Genomic DNA, 13,652 nt, shown 5'->3' on the forward strand with positions numbered 1-13,652 from the left:
GTACACCGCATGCTTGCAGCTTGTCGCTTGCAGCTTGCCGCTCTTTTGACGAAGGAAAAAGCATGCTGATTATCCCCGCTATCGATCTCAAAGACGGTGCCTGTGTACGTCTGCGCCAGGGCCGCATGGAAGATTCCACGGTGTTCTCCGATGACCCGGTGAGCATGGCTGCCAAGTGGGTGGAGGGCGGCTGCCGCCGTCTGCATCTGGTCGACCTGAACGGCGCCTTCGAAGGCCAGCCGGTCAACGGTGAAGTGGTCACCGCCATCGCCAAGCGCTACCCGAACCTGCCGATCCAGATCGGTGGCGGCATCCGCTCGCTGGAAACCATCGAACACTACGTCAAGGCCGGCGTGAGCTACGTGATCATCGGCACCAAGGCGGTGAAAGAGCCGGAGTTCGTTGCGCAAGCCTGCCGCGCCTTCCCGGGCAAGGTGATCGTCGGCCTGGACGCCAAGGACGGCTTCGTCGCCACCGACGGCTGGGCCGAGGTCAGCAGCGTGCAGGTCATCGACCTGGCCAAGCGTTTCGAAGCCGACGGCGTGTCCGCCATCGTTTATACCGACATCGCCAAAGACGGCATGATGCAGGGCTGCAACGTACCCTTCACCGCAGCCCTGGCCGCTGCCACCAGGATCCCGGTGATCGCCTCCGGCGGTATCCACAACCTGGGCGACATCAAGGCCCTGCTGGATGCCAAGGCTCCGGGGATCATCGGCGCCATCACCGGCCGCGCGATCTACGAAGGCACCCTCGACGTCGCCGAGGCGCAAGCCTTCTGCGATTCGTACCAAGGCTGAGGACTCACCATGGCGCTGGCTAAACGCATCATCCCTTGCCTGGACGTGGACAACGGCCGGGTGGTCAAGGGCGTCAAGTTCGAGAACATCCGCGATGCCGGCGACCCGGTGGAAATCGCCCGTCGCTACGACGAGCAGGGCGCGGACGAGATTACCTTTCTCGACATCACCGCCAGCGTCGATGGCCGCGACACCACGCTGCACACCGTCGAGCGCATGGCCAGCCAGGTGTTCATCCCGCTGACCGTGGGCGGTGGCGTGCGTACCGTGCAGGACATCCGTAACCTGCTCAACGCCGGGGCGGACAAGGTCTCGATCAACACCGCGGCGGTGTTCAACCCCGAGTTCGTCGGCGAAGCGGCGCAGCATTTCGGCTCGCAGTGCATCGTCGTCGCCATCGATGCGAAGAAGGTGTCCGGGCCGGGCGAAACCCCGCGCTGGGAAATCTTCACCCATGGCGGGCGCAAGCCTACCGGGCTGGACGCGGTGGAGTGGGCGAAGAAGATGGAAGGCCTGGGTGCCGGCGAAATCCTGCTGACCAGCATGGACCAGGACGGCATGAAAAACGGCTTCGACCTGGGTGTGACCCGCGCCATCAGCGATGCCCTGGGCATTCCGGTGATCGCCTCGGGCGGTGTCGGCAATCTGCAGCACCTGGCCGATGGCATCCTCGAAGGCCACGCCAGCGCGGTGCTGGCGGCAAGTATCTTCCACTTCGGCGAATACACGGTTCCGGAAGCCAAGGCTTATATGGCGCACCGCGGCATCGTCGTGCGGTAGCCACTGGACAGCATGGCGGGCTCGCGGCACTCTTGGGCACGCCATGGATTCCGGTAGCCCGTCATGTTCAAACGTCTTCTTCTTGTTCTTGTCAGCGCTTCGGTCCTCTTCGCCGCAGGCGCTCGCGCAGCGCAAACGCCAGGCACCTCCCTGGTGCTGCTGACGGAAAACTTCCCCCCCTACAACATGGCCAAGAACGGCAAGAACTTCGCCCAGGGCGAGAATATCAACGGCATCGCCGTGGATATCGTCCGCGAAATGTTCAAGCGTGCCGGGATCAATTACAGCCTGACCCTGCGTTTTCCCTGGGAGCGCATCTACAAGCTCGCCCTGGAGCAGCCGGGGTATGGCGTGTTTGTCATGGCGCGGCTGCCGGACCGGGAGCCGCTGTTCAAATGGGTCGGCCCCATCGGCCCGGATGACTGGATCATGCTGGCCCGGGGCGATAGCAAGATCGCCCTGCAATCCCTGGAGCAGGCGCGCAAATACCGGATTGGCGCCTACAAGGGCGACGCCATTGCCGAGACCCTGGCCAAGCAAGGGCTCAAGCCGCTGGTGGTGCTGAGGGACCAGGACAACGCCAGGAAGCTGGTCGGCGGCCAGATCGACCTATGGGCCACTGGCGATCCCGCCGGGCGCTATCTGGCCAGGCAGGAAGGCGTGACCGGGCTCAAGACCGTGCTGCGCTTCCACAGCGCCCAGCTGTACCTGGCGCTGAACAAAGAAGTGCCGGACGAGACCGTCGCCCGGCTGCAGGCCGCGCTGGATCAACTGCGCGAGGAAGGCGTGGTGGAAGAGATCATGGGGCGCTATCTCTGATTGCTCCCCTGTAGCCGCTGCCGCAGGCTGCGATCGACGGCGCAGCCGTCGCCAACGATATGTCATGCCACCCAGGATTATGTGCTGGCCGCATTAGCGGCCGCTGCGCGCCCGATCGCAGCCTGCGGCAGCGGCTACAGGGCATGTTGGTGTCAGCGGTAAACCCCATCCTTGCCGTGCCCGGCCATGGCCTTGTTGCTGCGCACGCTGATCATCAACTTGATATCGATCCAGTCGATGCCCTGGGCCTTGAGCCTGGGCAGTTCGCGTTCGAGCACCGCCAGGGTCTGCGGGTAGGGATGGCCGATCACCACCGCCGAACCCTGCTTGCGCGCCAGGTTGATCGCGGTCTGCAGCTGGATGCCAATCGCCGCTTCGGTGCGTTCGTCGTCGAGAAACACATCGCGGGACACGCTGGCCAGGCCGATCTTCTGCGCCTCGGCGGCGGCCACGGTCTTGGCGCTGGTGCGGCTGTCGACAAAGAACTTGTGGCGGCGCTGCAACTCGGCCATCAGCCAGGCCATGGCCTGGGGCTGGGAGGTCATGCGGCTGCCCATGTGGTTGTTGATGCCGCTGGTGTAGGGCACGGCCTTGAAGGCGGCGTTGAGGCGCTTTTCCAGCTCTTCGATGGGCAGCTCGGGGTGCCAGGCGAAGGGGCCGGTAGCCGGGTCCATGGGCATGTGCAGGATGACGATCTTGCCGGCGCGATGGGCTTCGCGGGCGAACTCGGCGGCGTGGGGCGTGTCGGGCATGATCGCCGTGGTCACCGGCCCGGGCAGGGCCAGTACGCGGCGATCGCGGGGCAGGTTCTGCCCGAGGTCGTCGATGATCAGGCTCAGGTAGGCCTTGCGCGGGGCGGGCTCGGCGGCCTGGAGCGAGGTGAAGGCGAGGAGGCACAGAAGCCCGATCATGAGCCTCCACGACAACCGTGGGAGGGGTTGGCGGTGAGTGATCATGGAAGTTTGAAGCATAGGGTTCGGGTAAAGCCTTGGCAGGGTGTGGCGGTCATCAGGGCGCCATCGCGAGCAAGCTTCGCTCCTGCAGAGGAGGCGGCGGGCTTGCTCGCGATGGGCTCCATCACTTGCTGCGGGTGATGCTCAGGCCCTTGAGCAGGCTGAGGGCCTGGGCCAGCTGGTAGTCGTCGTCCTGCGGCATCGGCTTGGGCTTGCTGCCGGAAGCGGTCGGCTTGTCGGCGCCGCCGTTGCCATTGCCCAGGTGGCCTTGCAGGTCGGCTTCCTTGAAGTACTCGTTGTCCTGCGCTTCGCTGGTGATCTTGGCGCGGCGCACCTCGATGTCCGGCACGATGCCCTGGGCCTGGATCGAACGGCCGTTCGGCGTGAAGTACAGCGCAGTGGTGATCTTCAGCGCACGGTCGTTGTTCAGCGGCAGCACGGTTTGAACCGAGCCCTTGCCGAAGCTGGTAGTGCCCATCAGCACCGCGCGTTTCTGGTCCTGCAGGGCGCCGGCGACGATTTCCGAAGCCGAGGCGCTGCCACCGTTGATCAGCACCACCATCGGCACCGCTTCGCTTTCGTCCTTGCCGGTGGCGGAGAAGCGCAGCTCGGAGTTGGCGATGCGGCCCTTGGTGTAGACGATCAGGCCCTTGGTGATGAAGTGGTCGACCACTTCCACCGCCGATTGCAGCACGCCGCCCGGGTTGTTGCGCAAGTCGAGGATGATGCCGTTGAGCTTCTTGCCGTTGTCCTTGCGCAGCTTGGCCAGGGCCTTGGAGACTTCCTCGCCGGTCTTGACCTGGAACTGGGTGATGCGGATGTAGCCGTAGCCCGACTCCAGCAGCTGGCTCTTCACGCTCTTCACCTGGATGGTGGCGCGGGCCAGGGTCACGTCGAACGGCGCACCGCCGTCGCGTACCAGGGTCAGGGTGATCTTCTGGCCGATCTTGCCGCGCATCTTGTCCACGGCTTCGGTCATGCTCTGGCCGCGGGTTGGCTGGCCGTTGATCTTGACGATCAGGTCGCCGGCCTGGATGCCGGCCTTGGACGCCGGGGTGTCGTCGATCGGCGACACCACCTTGATGATGCCGTCCTCGGCGCCGACTTCGATGCCCAGGCCGCCGAACTCGCCGCTGGTGCTTTCCTGCAGCTCGGCGAAGTCTTCAGGGCCCAGGTAGGCCGAGTGCGGGTCGAGGTTGCTGAGCATGCCCTTGATGGCGTTTTCCAGCAGGGTCTTGTCATCGACGGGTTCGACATAGGCGGCCTTGATCCGGTCCATGACCTCGGCAAAGGTGCGCAGCTCTTCGAGCGGCAATGGCGCCTTGGTGGTCGTGGCGGCTGCCGACTGAGCGGTTTCGGCGGCGAACGCCAGGGGCGCACCGATCACCAGAGCGATCGTCAGGGCCAGCGAGGTGAGGCGGGACAAATGCAGCATGTCGAACGAACTCCTGAATGAGATGGCGCGCTTATCCTTGCGCGCGGCACCATTGTGCCGGGTCGCTTGGGCGACCCTGCTGGCGAATAGCGAAGTACAGTGCCGGCGCGCCCTGTCCGCCACTGCTACCGACAGTGGAGATGGACTCGCCGGCCTTGACGATATCGCCCGCTTCTTTAAGCAGCGTCTGGTTGTGTCCGTAGAGGCTCAAGTAGCCGTTGCCATGGTCGAGGATCACCAGCAGGCCGGCGCCGCGCAACCAGTCGGCGAACACTACACGGCCGCCATGGACGGCATGCACCTGGCTGCCGGCCGAGGCGCTGATCATCACCCCGTCCCACTTGGTCCGGGCATCGTCGCCGCGGCTTTCGCCGAAGCGCGCCAGCAGTCGACCATCAACCGGCCATGGAAGTTTTCCCCGGGATGAAGCAAAAGGGCCTCCATAGGAGGCGCCTGCGCTGGAAACCAAGGGGCCGGGCGTCGCTCGGGGCGGCTTGCTCGGGCTCTCGTCGGCACTGGCCTGGGCCTCACGCAAACGCTTTTTTTCGGCTTCCTGCTGGGCGATCAGCGCTTTCTGTCGCGCTTCTTCCGCCTCTCGGGCCTGGCGGGCCAGGGTTTCCTCGATGGTTTTCAGGACCTTGCCCAGATCGGCCTGGTCCTGTTCGCGGGCCTTGAGCTTGTCGCCACGGGCCTTCACGTCGTCATTGAGCTTGGCCAGGGCCACCTGGCGTTCCTTGCGGACCTTGTCGAGCTCTTCACGCTGGGTGTCGAGGCTGCTTTTCTGCACTAGCAGCTGGGCTTGCTGCAGGGAGATTTCCTTTTCGACATTGGCCAGCTGGCGCAGGGTCTCGTTGAAATTCTTCAGTTGCTCCAGGCGGGCCTGGCTCAGGTAGTCGTAATAGGTCAGGGTGCGGGCGAATTTTTCCGGGTTCTGCTGGTTGAGCAGCAGCTTGAGGTACTCCTGACGGCCGTTCTGGTAGGCCGCGCGGGCCTGGATGGCGATCAGTCGTTGCTGTTCAATGCGCGCGCTCTGGAGTTTTTTTTTCTCCTCATCGAGTCGCTGCAGCTCGGATTCGCTTTTCTTCAGTTCTTTTTGCAGGGCATCGACCTGCTTTTCCAGCTTGCCCATCTCGGTTTCGGTGCCGCGCAGGTCTTTCTGCACGCCGGACTTTTCTTCCTGCAGCTTGCCCAGCAGCTTTTTCAGCTCGGCAATATCCTGACGCGTGGCGTCCAGCTGCTGTTGGGTTTGCGCGCGCTCGTCGGCGAAGGCCGGTTGGAGCAGGCAGATCAGAGCAAGGGTAATCAGGGCGCGAAGCATAGAGGCGGGCGACACCAGGGAAAGGGACGGCCTAGTATGCCCGCCCCTCGCTGCAAAAAAAACGCCTCAAAGCCAACTGCTTTGAGGCGTTCGTCATAAAAAGCCGTTTGCGGCCCATTATTTGGTCTTTTTGATATCAGACCAGTATCGAAGTGCCAGTCATTTCCGCGGGCTGCGGCAGGCCCAGCAGTTTCAGCATGGTCGGCGCCACATCGGCCAGGACTCCGCCTTCACGGACTTTCAGGTCGCGCTTGCCCACATAGATGAACGGCACCGGCTCGCTGGTGTGGGCGGTGTGGGCCTGGCCGGTGGAAGCGTCGGACATCTGCTCGACGTTGCCGTGGTCGGCGGTGATCAGGGCTTCGCCGCCGACCTTTTCCAGGGCATCGACGATGCGGCCGACGCACAGGTCCAGGCACTCGACGGCCTTGACCGCGGCGTCAAACACGCCGCTGTGGCCGACCATGTCGCCGTTGGCGTAGTTGACCACGATCACGTCGTAGCGCTGGTTTTCGATGGCGTCGACGATCCGGTCGGTGACTTCCGGTGCGCTCATTTCCGGCTGCAGGTCGTAGGTGGCGACTTTCGGCGACGGAATCAGGATGCGTTCTTCGCCCGGGAACGGCTCTTCGCGGCCACCGGAGAAGAAGAAGGTCACGTGGGCGTATTTTTCGGTTTCGGCGATGCGCAGCTGGGTCTTGCCGTTTTTCGCCAGGTAATCGCCCAGCACGTTTTCCAGGCTGCCCGGGGCAAAGGCCGAAGGGGCCGGAATGCTTGCCGCGTACTGGGTCAGCATGACGAAACCGGCCAGTTTCGGCTGGCGGGCGCGCTCGAATTCCTTGAAACCGTCCTCGACGAACACCCGGCTCAGCTCGCGGGCGCGGTCGGCGCGGAAGTTCATGAACACCACGGCGTCGCCGTCTTCGACTTTCACCGGCTCGCCGAGGGTGGTGGCCTTGACGAATTCGTCGCTTTCGCCACGCTCGTAGGCGGCCTGCAGGCCTTCCTGGGCGGTGGCGGCGTTGAATTCGCCCTTGCCGTCGACGATCAGGTTGTAAGCCTGGGCCACGCGGTCCCAGCGGTTGTCGCGGTCCATGGCGAAGTAACGGCCGATCAGGCTGGCGATGCGGCCCTTGCCCAGGGTCTTGAAGGTTTCATCCAGCAGTTCGATCGACGAGGTGGCGCTTTTCGGCGGGGTGTCGCGGCCGTCGAGGAAGGCGTGCAGGTAGATCTTCTCGGCGCCACGCTTGAAGGCCAGTTCGGCCATGGCCACCAGATGGTCCTGGTGGCTGTGCACGCCGCCATCGGACAGCAGTCCGAGGATATGCACGGCCTTGCCGGCGGCCACGGCTTTATCCACGGCGGCGCAAATGGTCGGATTCTCGAAGAATTCGCCATCGCGGATGGCCTTGGTGACACGGGTGAAATCCTGGTACACCACGCGGCCGGCGCCGAGGTTCATGTGGCCGACTTCGGAGTTGCCCATCTGGCCGTCCGGCAGGCCGACATCCATGCCCGAACCCGAGATCAGGCCGTTCGGCACGCTGGCGCACAGGCGGTCGAGGACCGGCTTCTTGGCTGCATAGATAGCGTTGGATTCGTGGCTCTCGCTGTGACCGAAGCCATCCAGAATCATCAGGACCAAAGGTTTAGGCGTGGTAGTCATAGATTCCACTCGTGGCTGGATTGGGAGAATGTTGGAAAAAGGGAGTGGCAGTTTAAAGCGAAGTTCCGGTGGCGTCACCGCCGGGCGGGGTTTGGCCGACCCGGAGGGCTGTGTATACTGGCCGACATTTTAACGCCCTGGAACCTCCTTGATGGTTGCTCACCTGATTCAATTCGCCACTGAACACTACTTGCTCGTCGGCGCCTTCGTCATCTTGCTGGCTCTGTTGATCGCTCACGAGTTGAGCCGCGGCGGCCGCAGCCTCAGCACCCGTGAACTGACCGCGCTGGTGAACAGCGAGCAGGGCGTGGTGATCGATATCCGTCCGACCAAGGACTTCGCCGCGGGCCATATCGTCGGCGCGTTGAACATCCCTCAAGACAAACTGGCCGCCCGCGTGGGCGAGCTGGAAAAGCACAAGGCCAAGACCATCATTCTGGTCGACGCCCTGGGTCAGCACGCCGGCACCCACGCTCGCGAGCTGATGAAGTCCGGCTTCACCGCCGCCAAGCTGTCCGGCGGCGTTGGCAGCTGGAAAGCCGACAACCTGCCGCTGGTGAAGTGATATGGCTACTGTCGTCGTCTATTCCAGCGATTACTGCCCCTACTGCTCGCGGGCCAAGTACCTGCTCGAGAACAAAGGCGTAGCCTTCGAAGAGATCAAGGTCGACGGCAAGCCGCAGGTTCGCGCCGAAATGGCCCAGAAGGCCGGGCGCACGTCCGTGCCGCAGATCTGGATCGGCAGCACCCATGTGGGCGGTTGTGACGATCTGTTCGCCCTGGAGCGCGCCGGCAAGCTCGACGCGCTGCTCGCGGCCTGACTGACCACCCAAGTTCAGCAAACCCTACATGACCCCGAGATCAAGAAGGATCTGAGATGACTGACCAACAGAACACCGCTGCGACCGAAGACGAATCCGCACCGCAATTCTCGCTGCAGCGTATCTATGTGCGTGACCTGTCTTTCGAAGCTCCGAAAAGCCCGGCGATCTTCCGCCAGCAGTGGGAGCCGAGCGTCGGCCTGGACCTGAACACCCGTCAGAAGGCGCTGGAAGAGGGTTTCCACGAAGTCGTGCTGACCCTGTCGGTCACCGTGAAGAACGGCGACGAAGTGGCGTTCATCGCCGAAGTGCAACAGGCCGGTATCTTCCTGATCAAGAACCTGGACGACGCTTCGATGAGCCACACCCTGGGCGCGTTCTGCCCGAACATCCTGTTCCCGTACGCTCGCGAAGCGCTGGACAGCCTGGTGACCCGCGGTTCGTTCCCGGCCCTGATGCTGGCTCCGGTGAACTTCGACGCGCTGTACGCGCAAGAGCTGCAACGCCTGCAGGCGGCCGGTGAAGGCACCGTTCAATAAGCTGCCGGGTTCCATGAAAAAAGCGCCGTTTCAGGCGCTTTTTTCATGTTCGGGCCCAAGGTTTCGAGGTTGACGCCGATAGCCGGCGCCAAACCTGTAGCCGCTGCCGAAGGCTGCGATCGCCTCCAAAGGGGCGCCAGGTCTTGAGCACGCTGAAGGCCTTCGGCCTTATCGCAGCCTGCGGCAGCGGCTACAAGGAGTCGTGCAGAGATGGGGGCTTATTTGAAGCCCAGCTGACGCCAGGCTTCGTAGACGGCCACCGCCACGGTGTTGGACAGGTTCAGGCTGCGGCAGCCTTCGCGCATGGGCAGGCGCAGGCGTTGCTCGGCGGGCAGGGCGTCCAGTACCTCGGCGGGCAGGCCACGGCTTTCCGGGCCGAACAGGAAGGCATCGCCCTCGGCGAAGCTGGCGTCGTGGAAAGGTCGCGAGCCCTTGGTGGTGAAGGCGAACAGGCGCGGATGGCCTAGGCTTTCAAGACAGCTGGCGAGGTCGGCATGGCGCTGTAGGGTGGCGTACTCGTGGTAGTCGAGGCCGGCCCGGCGCAGGCGCTTGTCGTCCATTTCGAAACCCAGCGGCTCGATCAAATGCAGGTGGCAGCCGCTATTGGCGCACAGCCTGATTACATTGCCGGTATTCGGCGGAATTTCTGGTTGAAAAAGGATGACGTGAAACATGCACGGCTCCGAAGAAAAAGACAGGCCGCATTCTACGCCTGAAGCGGACGTCCGGCCGAAGCTAATGCTGCGGGTATTCGGCTCGCTGGCGATCTTTGGCGTGATGGTCGGGTTGATGATTGGTCGCCTCACCACCCCGGACCCCACCGAGTTGCAGGAGGTGCAGGTCCAGCCCAATGCCCTGGTGGTGTGGTTCAACAACGAGCCCAAGGTTCATGGCGAGCACATCGACGGGGCCGTGGCGCTGTTGTTCGAGGCCGAGGGGCGAGCGCAAAAGGGCCAGTTGAAGATCAACGACAAGGATGCCAACTGGCGGGTGCGGGCGGCTGAGGAAGGGTTGCTGCTGAACGTGGTCGCAGCAAGAGCGCTGCACGCCGAATGGTCGGGCAGCGAGGTCGACGGGCGCTGGCGCCTGGAGATCCAGCTGCGCGAGGAATAAAAGAGGGGATTCCCGGCCTGCCTGTACCAAGGTCCCCAAAAGCGTGAGGGCGGGGCGCTGATTGCGCCGGGCCCGGTGTAAAGAGGGGAAGCCCCGGCCTGCCTGTACCAAGGTTCCCGAAACGGGTGGGGCTCGTCGCTGTGAGCGTGATGAGCCCGGGTGTTAAAGAGGGAATCCCTGGCCTGCCTGTACCAGGGTTCCCCAAACCGGCTGGAACCCGTCGCTGCGAGCGGTATGGGTTCGGGGTGTAAAGAAGGGGATTCTCGGCCTGCCTGTACCAAGGTCCCCAAAACGGGTGAGTGACTGCACTCATGATCTTGTCTTTGCAGGGGGCGTGCCAATTTCGGCTTAAACGGTTAAGCGAATTTTCAAGAAAAGCTGAAAGCCCCGGTTTACGGGGCTTTCGCCGTTTTGTGGATATGTTCTTGCGAGAAAAATCGAGATCGCCCACGGGGAAATCCCACGCCCAGCTGCGCATTCGGGCAGTGCAGGCTCACCATTGCGGTGCACAAAAAGCATCGCGGGCAAGCCCCGCTCCCACGACCGCATCTTAGGAGCGAGGCTTGCCCGCGATTGGATCTGTCATTCGGCACAACACGAATGTCTTGCCCTGTAGCCGCTGCCGAAGGCTGCGATCGCGACCGAAGGGCGCGCAGGATCTCAAGATCGCTGAAGGCCTTCGGCCTTATCGCAGCCTGCGGCAGCGGCTACAGGGGGTGATGCGGCTCAGCCCTCGTCGCTGTCGTCGTCATCCCCGCCGTCGACCTTCATCCCCAACTCCTTGATCTTGCGCGTCAGGGTGTTGCGGCCCCAGCCCAGCAGCACGGCGGCGTCGCGGCGGCGACCGGCGGTGTGCTTGAGGGCGGTCTCGATCATGATCCGCTCGAAGCTCGGCACCGCGCTGTCCAGCAGGCTCGACTGGCCGCGTGCCAGGGCCTGGTCGGCCCACTGGCGCAGGGCCTGTTCCCAGTTGGTCACCGGCGCCGAATCCTGCGGCAGGCTCAGCAGTTCCGGCGGCAGGTCGCTGATATGCACCTCGCGCCCCGAAGCCATCACAGTGATCCAGCGGCAGGTGTTCTCCAACTGGCGCACGTTGCCGGGCCACGGCAGGTTCTTCAGGTATTCCTCGGTCTCGCTTTTCAGCAGCTTGGGCTCGACGGCCAGCTCCTGGGCGGCGCGGCTGAGGAAGTGCTTGGCCAGGGTCGGAATGTCTTCGCGACGGTCCGACAGGCGCGGGATATGGATGCGGATCACGTTCAGGCGGTGGAACAAGTCCTCGCGGAACTTGCCGGCGTGCACCAGGGTTTCCAGGTTCTGGTGGGTCGCGGCGATGATGCGCACGTCGACCTTGACCGGCGTATGCCCGCCGACCCGGTAGAACTCGCCGTCGGCCAGCACCCGCAGCAGGCGGGTCTGGGTGTCGGCCGGCATGTCGCCGATCTCGTCGAGGAACAGGGTGCCGCCGTCGGCCTGTTCGAAGCGCCCGCGCCGCAGGTTGGCCGCGCCGGTGAAGGCGCCCTTTTCATGGCCGAACAGCTCGGATTCCATCAGGTCCTTGGGGATCGCCGCCATGTTCAGGGCGATGAACGGCGAAGCCGCCCGCGGGCTGTGGCGGTGCAGGGCGTGGGCCACCAGTTCTTTACCGGTACCGGATTCACCGTTGATCAGCACGGTGATGTTGGAATGGCTGAGGCGACCGATGGCGCGGAACACCTCCTGCATCGCCGGCGCTTCACCGATGATTTCCGGGGTGCGGGCCAGCGCCGGGATCACTTCCAGGCCCTGCTGCTCCTGGGCGTGCTGGTTGGCGCGCTTGACCAGGGACACCGCTTCGTCGACATCGAACGGCTTGGGCAGGTACTCGAAGGCGCCGCCCTGATAGGAGGCGACAGCGCTGTCCAGGTCCGAATGCGCGGTCATGATGATCACCGGCAGGCGCGGGTGCTGCTCGCGGATCCGCGCCAGCAGGTCCAGGCCACTGGCGCCGGGCATGCGGATGTCGGAAATGATCACGTCCGGTTGCTGGCGGGCCAGGCGACTCATCACACCATCGGCGCTATCGAAGCTCTGGGTGGTCATGCCTTCCTGTTGCAAGGCTTTCTCCAGAACCCAACGGATAGAACGGTCGTCATCGACGATCCACACGGTTTCACTACGGCTCATGTCGATGGGGCTCCTTGTTCCAGTGGCAGAAAGATCGAGAACGTGGTGTGGCCGGGATGGCTGTCACACTCGATCAGGCCCTGGTGCTGGCTGATGATGTTCTGGGTAATGGCCAGGCCCAGCCCGGTACCGTCCGGACGGCCGCTGACCATGGGGAAGAAGATGGTTTCCTGGAGTTCCGCGGGGATCCCCGGGCCGTTGTCGATGATCTCGATCTTGGTCACCAGGCGGTGGCGCACGTGGCCGATGGTGAATTGGCGCATGGTGCGGGTGCGCAGGCTGATGCGGCCCAGGCGCAGCTCGTTCTGGCTGCTGATGGCCTGCATGGCGTTGCGCACGATGTTGAGCACCGCCTGGATCATCTGTTCGCGGTCGATCAACACATCGGGAATGCTCGGGTCGTAGTCGCGCACCAGGGTGATGCAGCCCTGGCTTTCGGCTTCCACCAGGCTGCTCACGCGCTCCAGCACTTCGTGCACGTTGCACATGGCCAGCGACGGCAGCTTGTTGGAGCCGAGCATGCGGTCCACCAGGTTTCGCAGGCGGTCGGCCTCTTCGATGATGACGTTGGTGTAGTCCTTGAGGTTCTCGTCCGGCAGTTCGCGGGCCAGCAACTGGGCGGCGCCGCGAATCCCGCCGAGGGGGTTCTTGATCTCGTGGGCCAGGCCGCGCACCAGCATTTTGCTGGTTTCCTGCTTGGACAGCTGGGCCTCTTCCTTGGTGATCCGCAGCAGGCGGTCACGGGGGTGGACTTCCAGCAACAGCAGGGTGTCGCCATTGCTCAGGATCGGCGTCACCGCGTAGTCCACGGTCAGGGTCTGGCCGGTCAGCGCGGTGAGCATGGCTTCGCGCTTGGTGAACGGGTGCGCCTGTTCCACCGCCTGGCGCAGGGAGCTCAGGGCTTCGGCCGACTCGGTGAACAGTTCGCTGATGAATTGCCCATGGCTGCGCTGGCCGCTGATGGCCAGCAACATTTCCGCCGCCGGGTTCATGTACTCAAGGCGCAGGTCGGCGTTGAGCAGGATGGTCGCGGTGGTCAGGTTGTCGAGTAGCAAGCGGTGCAGTTGATCGCTGATGGTCATGGGTAAATGTTGACCTCTTTTGAAACAAGGCAATCCTGGGCCGGCCCAGGATTGCGCGCGCGAATAAGGCGCTGCTATCGAGAAAATGCAAAAACCAAACCAAGGCTCCGAAAAGAAGCGCTCGAGCCCTGAAACAGACGTTTAAAGTTCTGTTTCGCAGCGT

14 protein-coding genes are annotated in these 13,652 nt (G+C 63.6%); 7 read left to right on the forward strand and 7 right to left on the reverse strand.

Annotation, left to right across the window (positions count from 1 at the left end; translation table 11 throughout):
* The first annotated feature begins 62 nt into the window (after positions 1–62).
* From hisA to BM019_RS16910, 3 genes are all read left to right on the forward strand, one after another.
* Entirely contained in the window at positions 63–800 is a 738-nt protein-coding gene (hisA, locus tag BM019_RS16900) for a 1-(5-phosphoribosyl)-5-[(5-phosphoribosylamino)methylideneamino]imidazole-4-carboxamide isomerase (RefSeq protein ID WP_009041758.1), read from the forward strand.
* Between the two features lie 9 nt (positions 801–809).
* Entirely contained in the window at positions 810–1,580 is a 771-nt protein-coding gene (gene hisF, locus BM019_RS16905; protein WP_007921812.1) for an imidazole glycerol phosphate synthase subunit HisF, read from the forward strand.
* 63 nt (positions 1,581–1,643) lie between these two features.
* Entirely contained in the window at positions 1,644–2,399 is a 756-nt protein-coding gene (locus BM019_RS16910) for a substrate-binding periplasmic protein (RefSeq protein WP_062823944.1), read from the forward strand.
* A 152-nt stretch (positions 2,400–2,551) separates the two neighbouring features.
* Here BM019_RS16910 and BM019_RS16915 read toward each other — a convergent pair whose 3' ends face one another.
* The 4 genes from BM019_RS16915 to gpmI all read right to left on the reverse strand — a co-directional run bounded on the left by BM019_RS16915 (position 2,552) and on the right by gpmI (position 7,771).
* Positions 2,552–3,310, reverse strand: a complete 759-nt coding sequence (locus BM019_RS16915; protein ID WP_092418969.1) for a divergent polysaccharide deacetylase family protein — start codon at positions 3,308–3,310, stop codon at positions 2,552–2,554.
* 166 nt (positions 3,311–3,476) lie between these two features.
* Complete coding sequence (locus BM019_RS16920; RefSeq protein WP_009041761.1) at positions 3,477–4,787, reverse strand: S41 family peptidase; 1,311 nt, start codon at positions 4,785–4,787, stop codon at positions 3,477–3,479.
* Between the two features lie 31 nt (positions 4,788–4,818).
* A complete protein-coding gene (locus BM019_RS16925; protein WP_053259311.1) occupies positions 4,819–6,105 on the reverse strand; it encodes a murein hydrolase activator EnvC family protein in 1,287 nt (428 codons plus the stop codon).
* A 136-nt stretch (positions 6,106–6,241) separates the two neighbouring features.
* Positions 6,242–7,771 (reverse strand): 2,3-bisphosphoglycerate-independent phosphoglycerate mutase, encoded by a 1,530-nt coding sequence (gene gpmI / locus BM019_RS16930; RefSeq protein WP_007930819.1) that lies wholly within the window; start codon positions 7,769–7,771, stop codon positions 6,242–6,244.
* A gap of 151 nt (positions 7,772–7,922) precedes the next feature.
* Between gpmI and BM019_RS16935 the strand changes: the two genes are divergently transcribed.
* From BM019_RS16935 to secB, 3 genes are read left to right on the forward strand one after another with little or no spacing between them, the layout of a single operon-like run.
* Entirely contained in the window at positions 7,923–8,336 is a 414-nt protein-coding gene (locus BM019_RS16935; RefSeq protein ID WP_007930821.1) for a rhodanese-like domain-containing protein, read from the forward strand.
* Position 8,337: 1 nt separating this feature from the next.
* Entirely contained in the window at positions 8,338–8,592 is a 255-nt protein-coding gene (gene grxC, locus BM019_RS16940) for a glutaredoxin 3 (protein ID WP_009041764.1), read from the forward strand.
* Between the two features lie 56 nt (positions 8,593–8,648).
* Positions 8,649–9,131 (forward strand): protein-export chaperone SecB, encoded by a 483-nt coding sequence (gene secB, locus BM019_RS16945; RefSeq protein ID WP_007930826.1) that lies wholly within the window; start codon positions 8,649–8,651, stop codon positions 9,129–9,131.
* Positions 9,132–9,349: 218 nt separating this feature from the next.
* Here secB and trmL read toward each other — a convergent pair whose 3' ends face one another.
* On the reverse strand, positions 9,350–9,805 hold the full coding sequence (gene trmL / locus BM019_RS16950; protein ID WP_007930832.1) for a tRNA (uridine(34)/cytosine(34)/5-carboxymethylaminomethyluridine(34)-2'-O)-methyltransferase TrmL: 456 nt from the start codon (positions 9,803–9,805) through the stop codon (positions 9,350–9,352).
* Here trmL and BM019_RS16955 point away from each other — a divergent pair.
* On the forward strand, positions 9,804–10,244 hold the full coding sequence (locus BM019_RS16955) for a hypothetical protein (RefSeq protein WP_009041765.1): 441 nt from the start codon (positions 9,804–9,806) through the stop codon (positions 10,242–10,244). The two genes, trmL and BM019_RS16955, sit on opposite strands and share 2 nt — an antisense overlap.
* Positions 10,245–10,970: 726 nt before the next feature.
* On the opposite strand, the gene ntrC is transcribed toward BM019_RS16955, so the two are convergent.
* Both ntrC and glnL read right to left on the reverse strand, forming a co-directional pair.
* Positions 10,971–12,407: a nitrogen regulation protein NR(I) gene (gene ntrC, locus BM019_RS16960; RefSeq protein WP_007929941.1), complete on the reverse strand. Its 1,437-nt coding sequence runs from the start codon at positions 12,405–12,407 to the stop codon at positions 10,971–10,973.
* Positions 12,404–13,489 (reverse strand): nitrogen regulation protein NR(II), encoded by a 1,086-nt coding sequence (gene glnL, locus BM019_RS16965; RefSeq protein ID WP_009041766.1) that lies wholly within the window; start codon positions 13,487–13,489, stop codon positions 12,404–12,406. The genes ntrC and glnL overlap by 4 nt, the downstream gene beginning before the upstream one ends.
* Between the last annotated feature and the right edge of the window lie 163 nt (positions 13,490–13,652).

This window comes from Pseudomonas sp. NFPP07 (assembly GCF_900115645.1).
GTDB lineage: Bacteria > Pseudomonadota > Gammaproteobacteria > Pseudomonadales > Pseudomonadaceae > Aquipseudomonas > Aquipseudomonas chlororaphis.